The sequence below is a fragment of the Litorivivens sp. genome (assembly GCF_041625495.1).
Lineage (GTDB): Bacteria > Pseudomonadota > Gammaproteobacteria > Pseudomonadales > Spongiibacteraceae > Litorivivens.
In genome coordinates, this window is record NZ_JBFJTH010000013.1 from 1 (window position 1) to 12,807 (window position 12,807).

14 protein-coding genes are annotated in these 12,807 nt (G+C 57.5%); 10 read left to right on the plus strand and 4 right to left on the minus strand.

The features are described 5' to 3' along the window. Positions 1–274: 274 nt before the first annotated feature. Genes ABYP39_RS02680 through ABYP39_RS02695 form a run of 4 tightly spaced genes read left to right on the plus strand, consistent with a single transcriptional unit; the run spans position 275 to position 3,630 of the window. Entirely contained in the window at positions 275–1,738 is a 1,464-nt protein-coding gene (locus tag ABYP39_RS02680) for a DUF4331 domain-containing protein (RefSeq protein WP_372758485.1), read from the plus strand. A gap of 13 nt (positions 1,739–1,751) precedes the next feature. Further along, positions 1,752–1,994 (plus strand): hypothetical protein, encoded by a 243-nt coding sequence (locus ABYP39_RS02685; protein WP_372749695.1) that lies wholly within the window; start codon positions 1,752–1,754, stop codon positions 1,992–1,994. Then, on the plus strand, positions 1,991–3,028 hold the full coding sequence (locus ABYP39_RS02690; protein WP_372749696.1) for a tetratricopeptide repeat protein: 1,038 nt from the start codon (positions 1,991–1,993) through the stop codon (positions 3,026–3,028). Before ABYP39_RS02685 ends, ABYP39_RS02690 begins: the two co-directional genes overlap by 4 nt. Continuing rightward, positions 3,025–3,630, plus strand: a complete 606-nt coding sequence (locus tag ABYP39_RS02695; protein ID WP_372749697.1) for a hypothetical protein — start codon at positions 3,025–3,027, stop codon at positions 3,628–3,630. Before ABYP39_RS02690 ends, ABYP39_RS02695 begins: the two co-directional genes overlap by 4 nt. 211 nt (positions 3,631–3,841) lie before the next feature. Here ABYP39_RS02695 and ABYP39_RS02700 read toward each other — a convergent pair whose 3' ends face one another. Continuing rightward, the gene (locus tag ABYP39_RS02700; RefSeq protein WP_372749698.1) at positions 3,842–4,714 is read right to left on the minus strand and encodes a LysR family transcriptional regulator; all 873 of its coding nucleotides are present in this window, start codon (positions 4,712–4,714) and stop codon (positions 3,842–3,844) included. After that, positions 4,711–5,691, minus strand: coding sequence for a glutathione S-transferase family protein (locus tag ABYP39_RS02705; RefSeq protein ID WP_372781014.1), 981 nt, complete (start codon positions 5,689–5,691; stop codon positions 4,711–4,713). Before ABYP39_RS02705 ends, ABYP39_RS02700 begins: the two co-directional genes overlap by 4 nt. Before the next feature lie 185 nt (positions 5,692–5,876). Here ABYP39_RS02705 and ABYP39_RS02710 point away from each other — a divergent pair, with 185 nt between their 5' ends. The 3 genes from ABYP39_RS02710 to ABYP39_RS02720 all read left to right on the plus strand — a co-directional run bounded on the left by ABYP39_RS02710 (position 5,877) and on the right by ABYP39_RS02720 (position 8,696). Next, a complete protein-coding gene (locus ABYP39_RS02710) occupies positions 5,877–6,311 on the plus strand; it encodes a DoxX family protein (protein ID WP_372781016.1) in 435 nt (144 codons plus the stop codon). A gap of 82 nt (positions 6,312–6,393) precedes the next feature. Next, positions 6,394–7,866 carry an AAA family ATPase gene (locus ABYP39_RS02715; RefSeq protein ID WP_372748378.1) on the plus strand — a complete coding sequence of 491 codons (1,473 nt, stop codon included), beginning with the start codon at positions 6,394–6,396 and terminating at the stop codon, positions 7,864–7,866. A gap of 89 nt (positions 7,867–7,955) precedes the next feature. Next, on the plus strand, positions 7,956–8,696 hold the full coding sequence (locus tag ABYP39_RS02720; protein ID WP_372748377.1) for an alpha/beta fold hydrolase: 741 nt from the start codon (positions 7,956–7,958) through the stop codon (positions 8,694–8,696). Positions 8,697–8,709: 13 nt separating this feature from the next. On the opposite strand, the gene ABYP39_RS02725 is transcribed toward ABYP39_RS02720, so the two are convergent. Further along, positions 8,710–9,378, minus strand: a complete 669-nt coding sequence (locus ABYP39_RS02725; RefSeq protein WP_372781018.1) for a ChrR family anti-sigma-E factor — start codon at positions 9,376–9,378, stop codon at positions 8,710–8,712. Beyond that, positions 9,375–9,947 (minus strand): sigma-70 family RNA polymerase sigma factor, encoded by a 573-nt coding sequence (locus tag ABYP39_RS02730; RefSeq protein ID WP_372748375.1) that lies wholly within the window; start codon positions 9,945–9,947, stop codon positions 9,375–9,377. The genes ABYP39_RS02725 and ABYP39_RS02730 overlap by 4 nt, the downstream gene beginning before the upstream one ends. 158 nt (positions 9,948–10,105) lie before the next feature. On the opposite strand from ABYP39_RS02730, the gene ABYP39_RS02735 reads away from it, so the two are divergent. The 3 genes from ABYP39_RS02735 to ABYP39_RS02745 all read left to right on the plus strand — a co-directional run bounded on the left by ABYP39_RS02735 (position 10,106) and on the right by ABYP39_RS02745 (position 12,806). Next, positions 10,106–11,125 (plus strand): cysteine synthase A, encoded by a 1,020-nt coding sequence (locus ABYP39_RS02735; RefSeq protein WP_372748374.1) that lies wholly within the window; start codon positions 10,106–10,108, stop codon positions 11,123–11,125. Between the two features lie 180 nt (positions 11,126–11,305). Continuing rightward, positions 11,306–11,878: a LemA family protein gene (locus ABYP39_RS02740; protein WP_372763800.1), complete on the plus strand. Its 573-nt coding sequence runs from the start codon at positions 11,306–11,308 to the stop codon at positions 11,876–11,878. Between the two features lie 19 nt (positions 11,879–11,897). Continuing rightward, positions 11,898–12,806 carry a GIDE domain-containing protein gene (locus tag ABYP39_RS02745; protein ID WP_372748372.1) on the plus strand — a complete coding sequence of 303 codons (909 nt, stop codon included), beginning with the start codon at positions 11,898–11,900 and terminating at the stop codon, positions 12,804–12,806. The last annotated feature ends 1 nt before the right edge of the window (position 12,807 follow it).

Below are 12,807 nucleotides of genomic sequence, written 5' to 3' on the forward strand. Positions count from 1 at the left end.
CACCGACAGCCCAGCGCGCTTGGCGATAGCGCCGATGGTAAAGCCCAGCAATGAGCTTTCTTCGATGCAGGCCACGGCCGCATCGAGCACGATTTCCCGCTCTTCTTCCGGGGAGAAACGGGGGGCGGGAGGCATAAAAAGGCTCAACTGAGTAGCTGCGACGTCGACATCATCGCCGCATGAATGAATATTTTTCGCGTCCCCATGATCCGCAGCTGCTACGACACACGTAAGCAAAATTTATGACACTGACAACCCCCAACCCGAGGCGCATATGCAATCACGTATAACCATTCCAGCGGCACTCCTGAGCGCGGCCATCGTCGCCAGTGGAGCCTCCGCATCCAGCCACCGGGAAGCCCCGTTTATCACCCACGCTCCCAAAGTGGATGGCTCCGACTTTTACATGTTCCGCAGCTACGGCAACGAAAGCGATGCCACGGTTACGCTGATCGCCAACTACCTGCCTTTGCAGGATGCCTATGGCGGTCCCAATTATTTTGATCTTGATACCAGCGCTGTCTACGAAATTCATATCGATAACAACGGCGATGCCGTTGAAGACATCACCTTCCAGTTTGCATTCGATGATGTCGTTCAGGATCTCAAGGTACCAGTCAACGGCGAGATGGTGTCTGTACCCCTGAAAAATATTGGCGCCATCGGCCCGCAAGCTGACGGTACCAGCAATGTTTACGTGCGCCAGACCTACACGGTTACGCGGATTGCCGGCGAGCGCCGTTCGGGCAACACCAGCTCGGTCACCAATGCGGCCAACGGCTCCGCCAGCTTTATGAAGCCACTCGACAATATCGGCAACAAATCCATTACTGACTACCCCGCCTACGCCGCCGACCACGTATACGCCGTTACCATCCCCGGCTGCGCGAGCCAGGGCAAAGTATTTGCCGGCCAGCGCAAGGAAGGTTTTGCGGTTAACCTCGGCGAGGTTTTTGATCTTGTCAACACCAACCCGGTAGGTCCCCGCGATGCCGAAGCCAACGTGATTGCCGACAAGAACGTGACCTCGCTCGCGCTGCAGATTCCTATTGCTTGTCTCACCTCGGGCTCGGAGCCGGTGATTGGCGCGTGGACCACGGCCTCGCTGCCACAGGCCCGGATTCTGAACCCCTCACCCACTGCGGACGCTTTTATCGGCGGCAGCACGGGTAAACCGGCCACAATACAGGGCGGCGCCTTTACCCAGGTATCAAGACTTGGCATGCCGCTGGTCAACGAAGTGGTCATCGGCCTCAAGGACAAAGACCGTTTCAACGCCAGCCACCCATCCGGCGACGGTCAGTTTGCGACCTACGTGACCAACCCGGCGCTGCCTGAACTACTCGAAGCCCTGTTTGGCGTGACCGCACCCAACGTATTCCCGCGCAATGACCTGGTGCAGGTATTTCTAACCGGGGTGCCCGGACTGACTCAACCGGCCAATGTGACGGCTTCGGAAATGCTGCGACTCAATACCAGCGTTGCCGTGACCCCTACAGCAAGCCAGTCAAACCTGGGCGTACTGGCGGGCGACAACGCCGGCTTCCCGAACGGTCGACGCCCCGGCGATGACGTGGTGGATATTGCCCTTCGCGCTGCCATGGGCGTACTGCTGGGCTCCAACCCGGACGCGGGCGATAACACTCTGCCCTACACCGACGGTGCCATTGTCAGTGCCACCGACTTCGACGAGGCGTTCCCCTACCTGAAGGCACCCATCGCCGGCTCACCAAACTAAGGAGGTCGACCGCATGAATCGCCCAATCAACTACCGGCTGGCACTGGCGTTCACCGCGCTGGCGCTGACCGCCTGCTCCAGTGACGGTTTGAACAACGTGTCATCCGCGCCAGTGGCGCCCTCAAATACAGATATCGGTACGTTTATTCAAAGCCTGTTCAATGCCGATCCGGTGACCGGATTGCCAACCGAGATAAACAACACGGAGTTCAGCGACAGCAAAGACCAGAACGCCTTCAACCAGCAACTGCAATGAAGATCTCGCGACTCATCGTAGGGGCCGGCTTGCTGGCCCTTTCATTGATGAGTGCTGCAAGAGAGGCGGCGCCACCCGTTGAGATACCCGAATCCGACACTATTATCTGGCGCAATACGCTGCACCAGGACCCTACAACTATCACCGCTACACTGAATGATGTGCGCAAACTCATTCAGTGGTCGCAAACCCATGGCGACCTGCGCGCCCTCGGCCGCGCCGATGCCTTGTTGCTGCAGTCCGGTAACACCAATGTCGAGTCACGTATCCTGCGCGCTATTATTAACCAGCGACAGCATCGCTTTGCCGAAGCGGCGGCTGTCTTGCGCGGCGTACTGGCCGAGTCTCCGGATCACGCCCAAGCCAATTTCACCCTGTACAGTATTGCGCTGGTACAGGGCGATTTCGCACTGGCGCGAACGACCTGCCAGCGTTTGCAAACACTCGGCTTTGCCCTGATCGCACAAAGTTGCCTGCACAACCTGCTTGGCCTTGAGGGCGAAGCGGAGCAAGCCTTCCTGGGACTGGACGCTGTAGTGCAATCCCCCCCCCCACACACACCTCAGGAGCGTGCCTGGGCAGCCGGCACACTGGCCGAACTGGCAGCCGCCATCGACCATCCGCACACCGAGCGTTACTACCGTCAGGCGCTGCAGCTGGCACCCGACGATCACTACAGCGCCGCTGGTTTGGCACAATGGTACCTGCAACACAATCAAGCCGAAGCGGCACTGGCCGCGCTTGCCGACCGACCGCGTACCGACCGGCTCGATCTGCTGCGACTGATCGCCATGCGTAAAATCCCGAACATCCGCTCCGACAGCCTTTACCGTCAGCTGAAACAGCGCTTTGAAAGCGCCAGCCAGCGCGATGCCAGCCTGCATCTGCACGAACGCGCCCGCTTTGAACTGGACGTAGAACAGCGCCCGGAAGAGGCTCTGAAACTGGCAGAAGCGAATTATCGACAGCAAAAAGAGCGCGCCGACTTTCAGCTGCTGCAGCGGGCAAGACAGCAGGCAGGTATGCAGCAGTGAAAATCTGGCAAGCTATCTTTCTAACAATGACTCTGTGCGGCACGCTGCAAGCCCACGAGGCCAGCACCAGTTATCTCTACTGGCATAGCAGCATGCCGCAGTCACTGCGACTGGATCTGTCACTGACCGATGTGATGATGCATCTGTCGGACGCCCCCCCGGAAACACTGAGCTGGCGGGTATTGCAACAACAGGCCAGGCAGTTTGGCGACCGGATAGCGGCGGGCATCTCCGTGGAGATGGACAGCCCCTGCTTGCTTGAGGCGCGACTGCACGGACTCACCGAGTACGTGGATGAACGCTTCAGCGTATGGCAGCTAAACTGGCACTGCACCGGGAACGGGCCCTTGGCCCCGCACCCGCGACTGGATTATCAACTGCTGTACGCACAAGACACCCTGCACCGCGCCGTCCTCAGCGTCCAATCAGACAGCTGGCCGAAATCAAGCCGCGTAACGGTACTTGACCCAAACACCGAACCCGTCACCCTCGCGTCGCGCTGGCGTTGGGCCACCACCGCGTCACTGCTGATGGTGATTGTGCTGGGTACACTTTCCTGTCTGCTGCTCATCCGCGATATGCCCCGCAAAGACGCTCAATAAGGCCTCGGCAATAAACTGAACAGTCCCGTTGAGGCGTACAAAACTGCCGTGCGCGCGATTCGCGCGAACCCTAGCAACGGCCAGCCACGGGCAAGAACCCACGCCGGGTCAAGTCTTTGTTCTGACTGAGTTTTAACTTGGCGGCAATCTGCCACCGCAATCTCGCTTCCCAAAATATGCGCCAGCTGACCCCGGCATGCACGGCAGGATTTCAGTTCACGCCGTCCCGCAACGCCCCCTCAACCGCTTCGGCAGCAAGCTGTACAAAGCAGTTTAGCCGCGCATTCTGCCGCATATCCGGGTGGTACAGAATCCAGATGCCAGTATCAAAATTACGCAGCGGTTCCGCTACGCGCACCAGCCCTTCGCCCGCCTCGGCGGGCAACAGCGCCAGACCCAACCCCTGTTTAGCCAGCGCGGCGGCGGCGCGCAGGGAGCCAGCGCGCGCGGTAACCTGAAAGCGCGACAACTGCTTGTCGAGCCATTGGCAGGCCGGCACCTGCAGCAGCTTCCCTTCCGGTGCAATCAGCGGCGCCGGGTCGCTCGCCGGCAGGGTAGCGGCAACCGCACCCAACGCAGGGTGCGCATAGAAACTCCAGCCCATCTGTCCCAAACGCTTTCCCACCAGATAGTCCGGCGGTGCATTGGTGGCACGCAGGGCTACATCGGCCTCACGCCGCGCCAGATCAAGCCGCTCTTGCTCGGCTCGCAACTCAATGGTGATGCGCGGATAGCGGCGGCAGAAAGCGGCGACTACTTCCGGTACCACCCAGTCCAGAAAGGTATCGGGGCAGGTTACACGGATGGACCCTTCCAGCAAGGTGTCGCGCCCCACAACCTGCCGCTCCACTTCGTCCATCACATTGGCCACCTGCCGGATGTGGGTCAGTAATTGCCGGCCTGAGTCAGTGAGCTGATAGCGGTTGTCGAGCCGATCAAAAAGCCGCGCCTGCAGGCGCTCCTCGAGCTGGTTCATGCGCCGGAACACGGTGGAGTGATTCACGCCCAGCAAACGACTTGCCGCACTGAGCGAGCCGCCCTCTGCCACCGCATGGAAATAGCGCATATCGTCCCAATCTTTCACAGACGTTTCCCCGCCGCGTCGTAGCCTGGCAATTCGTACCGATGGTGAGGTCGCTGGTAATCAACCTCCGGCCCTGCAGGCACAATACCCGTGGGGTTAATGGTGGCGTGACTGGCGTAGTAGTGACGTTTGATGTGGTCAAAATTCACCGTCTTCGCAACCCGTGGCCACTGGTAGAGCTCACGGACGTAGTCAGACAATGCCGGAAAGTCTTCCAGCCGCTGACGATTACATTTGAAGTGACCATGGTAGACCGCATCAAACCGGATCAGGGTGGTAAACAGACGCCAGTCAGCTTCGGTAATGCGCTCTCCCGTCAGAAATCGCTGCCTCGACAATTTACTTTCCAGCGCATCTAACGCCTCAAACAAGTCGGTATATGCCTCTTCATAAGCGGACTGCGTTGTGGCAAACCCGGCCCGATATACGCCATTGTTAACTCGCTCGTACACATAGTCATTGATCTCATCAATGTCTGTGCGCAGCGCCTGTGGATAGTAGTCATCGGTATTGCCCGTCTTATGATCGAAGGCGCAATTGAACTGGCGAATGATATCTGCCGATTCGTTGTTCACAATGCACTGCGCCTGTTTATCCCATAACAGGGGTACCGTGACCCGGCCGGTATAGTCACTGTCGTGGCGGGTGTAGAGCTGGTAGTGAAACTCACTGTTGTAAAGCGCGTCGCCGGTCGAGCCACTGTCGCGATCAAAGGTCCAACCGTGTTCCAGCATCAGCGGGCTGACCACAGACACATCAATCAGGTCGCCCAGGCTTTTCAATTCCCGAAATATCAGCGCGCGGTGCGCCCAGGGACAGGCCAGTGATACATAGAGATGGTAACGGTCAGCGTCAGCTGGATGCTCGCTCTCGCCGATGGCGGCGCGAAACTGGCTTTGCTCTCGAACAAACTTGCCGCCGGTTTTGCGCGTGTCGTACCACTTGTCTCGCCAGTTTCCATCGACCAATAAGCCCATATTGACCTCCTTTTGCGTCGTTTACTCGTTGTATGCGTATTGCTTACGCGCAGTAAAGCATAGTGGAGCGTGCGATCATCTTTGCATTAACGCAAATAGTATTGGCATTTATTGCCAATTCAAAACGATTTATGCATGGGAAAGAATGCAAGCCATTGTCACCCAACCACCCAGGAGAACACATCATGAACCAATCAACTCTCAATCAATCCGGTACTGCCCTGCTCCGTATCAGCCTGGGCGTGATCTATCTCGCACACAGTGTTTATCTCAAAATATTTGTCTTCACTTTGCCCGGCACCGTGGCCTTCTTTGAATCACTGGGCCTGCCCGCCGTCGTCGCCTACGGCACATTTCTGGCTGAAGCCGTCGGTGGCTTTGCCCTGCTGATCGGCTATCAAAGCCGACTGGTGGCATTGGCCCTGGTCCCCATCGCCCTCGGCGCCACCTGGGCCCATGCAGACTTTGGTTGGGTATTCAGCGCCCAGGGCGGCGGCTGGGAATATCCGCTCTTCTTGACAGTTTCTACGGCAGTGGTGGCTCTACAGGGCGACGGTGCTTTCTCCCTGCACAGAGCACTGGAGTCACGCCAGCGTGCCACCCCGGCACAGGCCATCTGACCCATCGGCCCTTGCGCCGGCCGATAGCGGCCGGCGCTTTTTAACTTGCCAGCGACGTGCAGCCCTCTTATGTTTGGTGCCCATGAATGACACACATGATTTAAATCTGCTTCTCGAAGCGCGCACCCCGTTGATTGTTCTTGAGACCTTCGAGGAAATTCGCGCCTTACAGCTACTCACCCGGGTAGCGATAAAACGCGCCAGCGCCCTGCACTGCTGGTCGGTCACCGACGGTATCAATCAACTGGGCTTTGGCCAGCGTATCGATGACTCAAGGGATTTAAGCGATCCTGAGCAGGCGCTGCGGGCCATCAAGCAACAAGCTCAGCCTGCGCTTATCGCCCTGTGCGATTTTCACCCCTACCTGACCAACCCGCTGATCGTACGCCTGGTAAAAGACATCGCGCTGCTGGATGACAAACAGCGCCCTACCCTGGTGATGATCAGCCACCAGGTGAAACTGCCTCCGGAACTGACCCGCCTGGCGGCTTATTTTTCTCTGTCGCTGCCGACCGATCAGCAATTGGAAGCCATTGTGCGTGAAGAGGCCCGCAGCTGGGCGGGTGAAAACAGCGGCCACCGGGTGCGCACCGACCAGAAAACACTGACTCAGCTGATGACCAACCTGCAGGGTCTGAGCTTTGAAGACAGCCGCCGCCTGATTCGCAACGCCATCCGTGACGATGGCGCCATTGATGAAAGTGATTTGCCCGAAATCAACCGCGCCAAGTTCCAGCTGATGGATATGGAGGGCGTACTCAGTTTTGAATACAACACTGAAAAATTTTCCAACGTTGGCGGGCTGCACGGCCTTAAAGATTGGCTGCAACAACGCAAGGGCGCTTTTCTCAACGCCAACGGCACAGACAAGCCCAAGGGAGTAATGCTGCTGGGTGTGCAGGGCGGCGGTAAAAGCCTCGCAGCAAAGGCCATCGCCGGTGTTTGGGGCCTGCCACTGCTGCGACTGGATTTCGCGGCGCTATACAACAAATACATTGGGGAGACCGAAAAAAACCTGCGCGAGGCATTGCAGCTGTCGGAACTGATGTCACCCTGTGTTTTGTGGATCGACGAAATCGAAAAAGGCCTGACCAACGGTCAGGGCGATGACGGCACCTCACGCCGTATCCAAGGTACTTTGCTGACCTGGTTGTCGGAGCGCAGCAAACCCGTGTTTGTGTGCTGTACCTCCAACGATATCAGCTCACTGCCGCCGGAATTGGTCCGCAAAGGGCGCCTGGACGAAATTTTCTTTGTGGATTTGCCCGATGAATCCGTGCGCCGGGATATTTTCGAGATCCACCTGAAAAAACGCGAGCAAAGCCCTGAGCGGTTCGATCTGCCGCTGCTGTCGGCAGCAAGCCACGGTTTCTCGGGCGCAGAAATCGAACAGGCCATTGTCTCTGCGCTGTATTCCTGCGCCGCCCAGGACAAGACGCTGGATAGCGCGAGCTTGTTGTCTGCCATTGAGCAGACCCGGCCTCTGTCGGTGGTGATGGCCGAAAAAATCCAGGGCCTGCGTGACTGGGCTCAGGGCCGCACTGTCGCCGCCTAAACCGGTCACGGTAGTGACCGTATTTGTCCTTGACCGCAATCAGCCGCCCGATTGACACTGAACACAACTGTCGAACAGGAGATCGGGCCTTGAATCAGCCACACCCGGAACCGCCAGAGCTCTGGCATTCCCTCACTGAGGTAGCACGTGCCCTGCTGGAATCTCAGCAGCTGCTGCTAGCGCGCCCGCTGCTGCGGCGCATCCCTCGTGGCGACGGGCATCCGGTGATGACCCTGCCCGGTTTTGGCGGCGCCGACGGCTGTATGGCGCCACTACGAGTCTGGCTCAAGCGCTGGGGCTACGATGCGCGCCCGTGGAATCTCGGCCGGAACTTCCCCAAATATCGCATGACATCGCTCGATGCAGCCACGCATTTCCGGGAAAAGATGGTGATGCGTGCGGGCCGGGAGTTAGAAAAAATCTACCGAGAAACCGGACAGAAAGTCAGTCTGATCGGCTGGAGCATGGGCGGCCTATACGCCCATGAGTTGGGGCAACAGCATCCCGAATGGGTGCGCCAAGTGATTACCCTAGGCACGCCACACGGTGATCCGCGTGGCACTGCCGCCTGGGATGTGATGCGCAAGCTCTACAACAGCGAAGTACCGGAAGATATGCAGGACGTGACGGGTTGGGTGGCCACCAACAGTGAAACGGTTGAAGTACCGGTTACCGTCATCTTCAGCCCCACCGACGGCATTGTCAGTCAGGAGGTGGCGATGTTGCGACATGCTGACGTCAACCACCTCGCGGTAAACTCAAGTCACCTAGGCTTCGCCCTCAACCCGCGAGTCTACCGCTTGATCGGAAAACAGCTGGCGCGCTTTTAATGTCAGAACCCTGCTATAGCCGCATAAAGGGCTTCATCAGGGTGGGCAGCAGCGCTTTGAACTTCAGCCCGCCGTCCATCCCCGCCAGACAGATGCAACTCTCGTCCTCGAAAGCTTCTGGTTGATGTTCGGTGGAGCCGTCGAGGTCGGCAATATCGCCCACATGAAAGTCTCCCAGCTTATCGCGATAGCCACCCTGCATAATCAGCGTGAGTTCCGACGCTGTGTGAGAGTGTACCGGCATGGCCAGACCCGCGCCGATACGCAACATAAACGAACGCCCTTCTTTCAAGGGCAACTCAAACTTCTCAATGCCCGGGGCCATTTTTCGCCATCGTAACTGACTGTAGCTATCGATCTGCAACAGGTTTTTGAGTGCCGTCGGGAGCAGCACTCCATCGCGCAGCGGCTGCCGCGGCGATTTGGCCGCAGTCGAAGGCTCGCTTTGCGCCGGCGCCTCATCAAGCAGGGAGAGTATATTGTCGCGGGCGGCCGCTGACAGCGGCTTCGCCTCCAGCGAATCCAGCATTTTGCCGCCCAGCGATTCCGCCAGACGTAATTCGCGCCGACACTGCTCACACACTTCGGTGTGGCAACTCACCACCAGTGCCATCGCGGCGGGCAGCGATCCGGCCGCATAGGCAAGCAACGTTTCCGCCTGCAGATGGTGTTCAAATTTCATACTTCCTCTCCATACTTCTGGCGCAGGGCGTGCAGGGCCAAACGCAAACTCGACTTCACACTACCCAGCGGCATACCGGTATCAGCGGCAATTTCGCTATGACTTTTGCCTTCAAAATAGGCCTTGTAGACCACATGGGCCTGGTTGCGAGGCAAGCCATCCAGCGCCTGCTGGATACGATCTGAATCCAACTCGCCGGCATCTTCCTCCGGGTCTTGCGCACCTACGCCGCTTTCAAGATATTCGTCTTCCAACTCGTAAACCGTGGCCCGCTGTTTACGCAAACGATCTATCCACAGATTCCGCGCCACGCGAAACAGCCACGTGCTCACCGCCGCTTTGTCTGGCTTGTACAGGTGGGCTTTATTCCAAAGCGCGAGCAGCGCCTCCTGGGTTAGGTCTTCAGCCATACCCGGCTCAACCCCCTGCCCCAATAAATAGGCGTTCACCCGCGGCGAGAAATGGTCAAACAGGGCCATAAAACTCTGTTTGTCACGCGCTTCTGCAACCTTGGTCATACAGGCGACCCAGTGCTTTGGGTCGTTGCTCACCCCGAGGCTGTCTGTCATTACTACTCCTTTGCTGTTAATACGCAGCCTTCCAGTTACTGGATCACTGCAATGCAGTTGCCAAAGTAGACCATAAACAGCTGCCCCGTGACATAGCTTGCCGTTGCCACAGGCACAAGCAGGGCGCTACCATAAGCCCCTGTTGTAAGGAGATTTCCATGCCCCAAAGCCCGCCCATTGCCACCGCCGGCTTTGCCGACCTGATCGGCAACACCCCTCTGGTTTACTTACGCAGTGCCTCCGAGCAGACCGGTTGCCATATCTTTGGCAAAGCTGAATTCCTCAACCCCGGTGGCTCTGTCAAAGATCGCACCGCACTCGGCATTGTTCGCGCCGCCGAGGCCAGCGGCGAACTGCACGCTGGCGGCACAATTGTCGAAGGCACCGCTGGCAACACCGGCATCGGTCTAACCTTGCTGGCCAATTCATTGGGTTACAAATCCGTCGTGGTCATGCCGCAGTCACTGAGCAAAGAAAAGATCGAGTTGCTGGATCTGTACGGTGCCGATCTGCGCCTGGTCAAGGCAACCAGTTACGACGACCCCAATCACTACATCCATACCGCCGAGCGGCTGGCTAAAGAGCTCGCCGCCAAAAACCCCAATGGTGTGGTGTGGGCCAGGCAGTTCGACAACACCGCCAACCGCGATATTCACTACCAAACCACCGGCGCTGAGATCTGGGAGCAGACCCAGGGCAAAATTGACGGTTTTATCTGCGCGGTTGGCACCGGTGGTACACTGGCAGGCACCGCCATGGCCTTGCGCGAACGCAACAGCAATATCAAAATTGGCCTTGCTGATCCGATGGGCTCAGCGCTCTTCAGCCACTACACCAATGGCGAGCTGAAAACCGAAGGCCGCTCTATTGCTGAGGGAATCGGTATCAGTTTCGTCACCGGCAATCTGCAGGGCATTGATGTCGACCTGCCGTTTCAGATTACCGACGCTGAAGCGCTACCCCACATCTTCAACCTACTGCACCACGAAGGGCTCTGCCTGGGTGGCTCCTCAGCGATTAATATCGCTGGTGCGGTTCGCATGGCGGAAGAAATGGGCCCGGGACACACCATTGTCACTATTCTTTGCGACTATGGCGATCGCTATAAGAGCAAGCTCTACAACCCTGTGTATCTGGAGCAGGTGGATCTGCCGGTACCGTCCTGGCTGCGCATTTAGCAGCCAGGATAGTGCAACCGCGTTGCTTCAGGTGCGATGGGTTGCGATACTTGCAGCATGGCGTGTCGATTGATGCGCCTGCTAGGCAGGCTGCTACCTGCCAATGAATTTTACAGGAGTCTGCCCTGCAGGCACTAAAGACCCCCGCCCACACCCAATAACAAAAGAGGTTTGCCGCCCATGGATATGGCCAGCATTATAACTCTGGTAATCGCCGCCTTTGTGCTGATGTACGCAATCACCATCTACAATGGGCTGGTCGCTCTTAAGCACTCGGTGTCGAAGCACCTTTCCAACATCGACGTTCTGCTCAAACAACGTCACGACGAATTGCCAAAGCTGGTGGAAACCTGCAAACAATATATGCAGTACGAACAGCAAACGCTGGAAGGCATCATTCAGGCCCGGTCCATGGTGGCCAAGGCGCAAGCCAAACGCGATATGAAAGCACTCGGCGAAGCAGAAACCTCTTTGCGCTCAGGCTTGGGTAATCTGTTTGCGCTAGCCGAGAACTACCCGGATCTGAAAGCCGACGATTCTTTTCAGCACTTGCAACAGCGCATCACCGGCCTTGAAAACAGTATTGCGGATCGTCGCGAATCCTATAACGAGGCGGTGAATAACAACAACGTCCGCATTGAACAGTTTCCGGATGTGCTGATCGCCCGCTTTCTGAACTTCCAAGCTTTTGAGCTGCTTGAATTCCAGGAAGAAGAGCTGAAAGACGTCAACATCAAATCCCTGTTCAGCTAAACATTTGTAGTACCGTAGCGTGGATAGCCTCAGCGACTATATCTGGGCGGAGCTGTTTGCTCTGGGCTTCGGCCTGTTCGGTTGGCTTACCAGTTTCAGCAGCCTGAAAAAGGCGCGCCTGATTGAAGATACGCCCACGTCCAAAATACGCTCGGCGCCGCAAGGCTATGTCGAAATCATTGGCACCACTGAGCGCAACCCGGAGGCTGGCCCCATTATCGCCCGGCTGACCGGCAGCCCCTGCGTGTGGTACAGCTTTGAAATTGAAAAATACGAGCGCCGTGGCAAGCACAGCTCCTGGCGCACGATAGAAAAAGAGGCCAGTAAGGCGCCCATCATCCTCAACGATGGCACAGGCATCTGCTTTGTGCACCCTGACAAAGCAGACATAACACCTAACTTTAAAAAGGTCTGGTACGGCGGCAGTCGCTACCCCACCTCAACCGCATCCGGTGGCTTGTTCAACCGGCGCTACCGCTACACCGAACAGCGAATCCATGCCGGCGAGCTACTCTATGCCTTGGGCCATTATGAAACCCTTCACCCGCCGTCAATGGAAGCCCAGACTGCTGCGGCGAAAAAAGAAATCGTGCTGGAGTGGAAGCGCGACTATGACTCGATGGTGGCAAGGTTTGATCGCAATGGCGACGGCGAGATCGATTTAAAAGAGTGGAAGAACGTGGGAATTGCGGCGCGCAAGGCTGCCGAAAAGCAGGTTCGGGACAACTACGACCACACGCCGATTAATGTCATGACCTACAGCCCGGTACGACGCCAGCCCTACCTCATTTCAACCCACGACCCGAAAGATCTGAGCCGCAAATATCGTTGGCGCTTTATGGGGCTTGGCCTGCTGGGTATTGTTTGCACGCTGGGGTTTATCTACCTCCTTCCCGGCACCTTGCAGGCCTGGCATAACATGCCCTAGC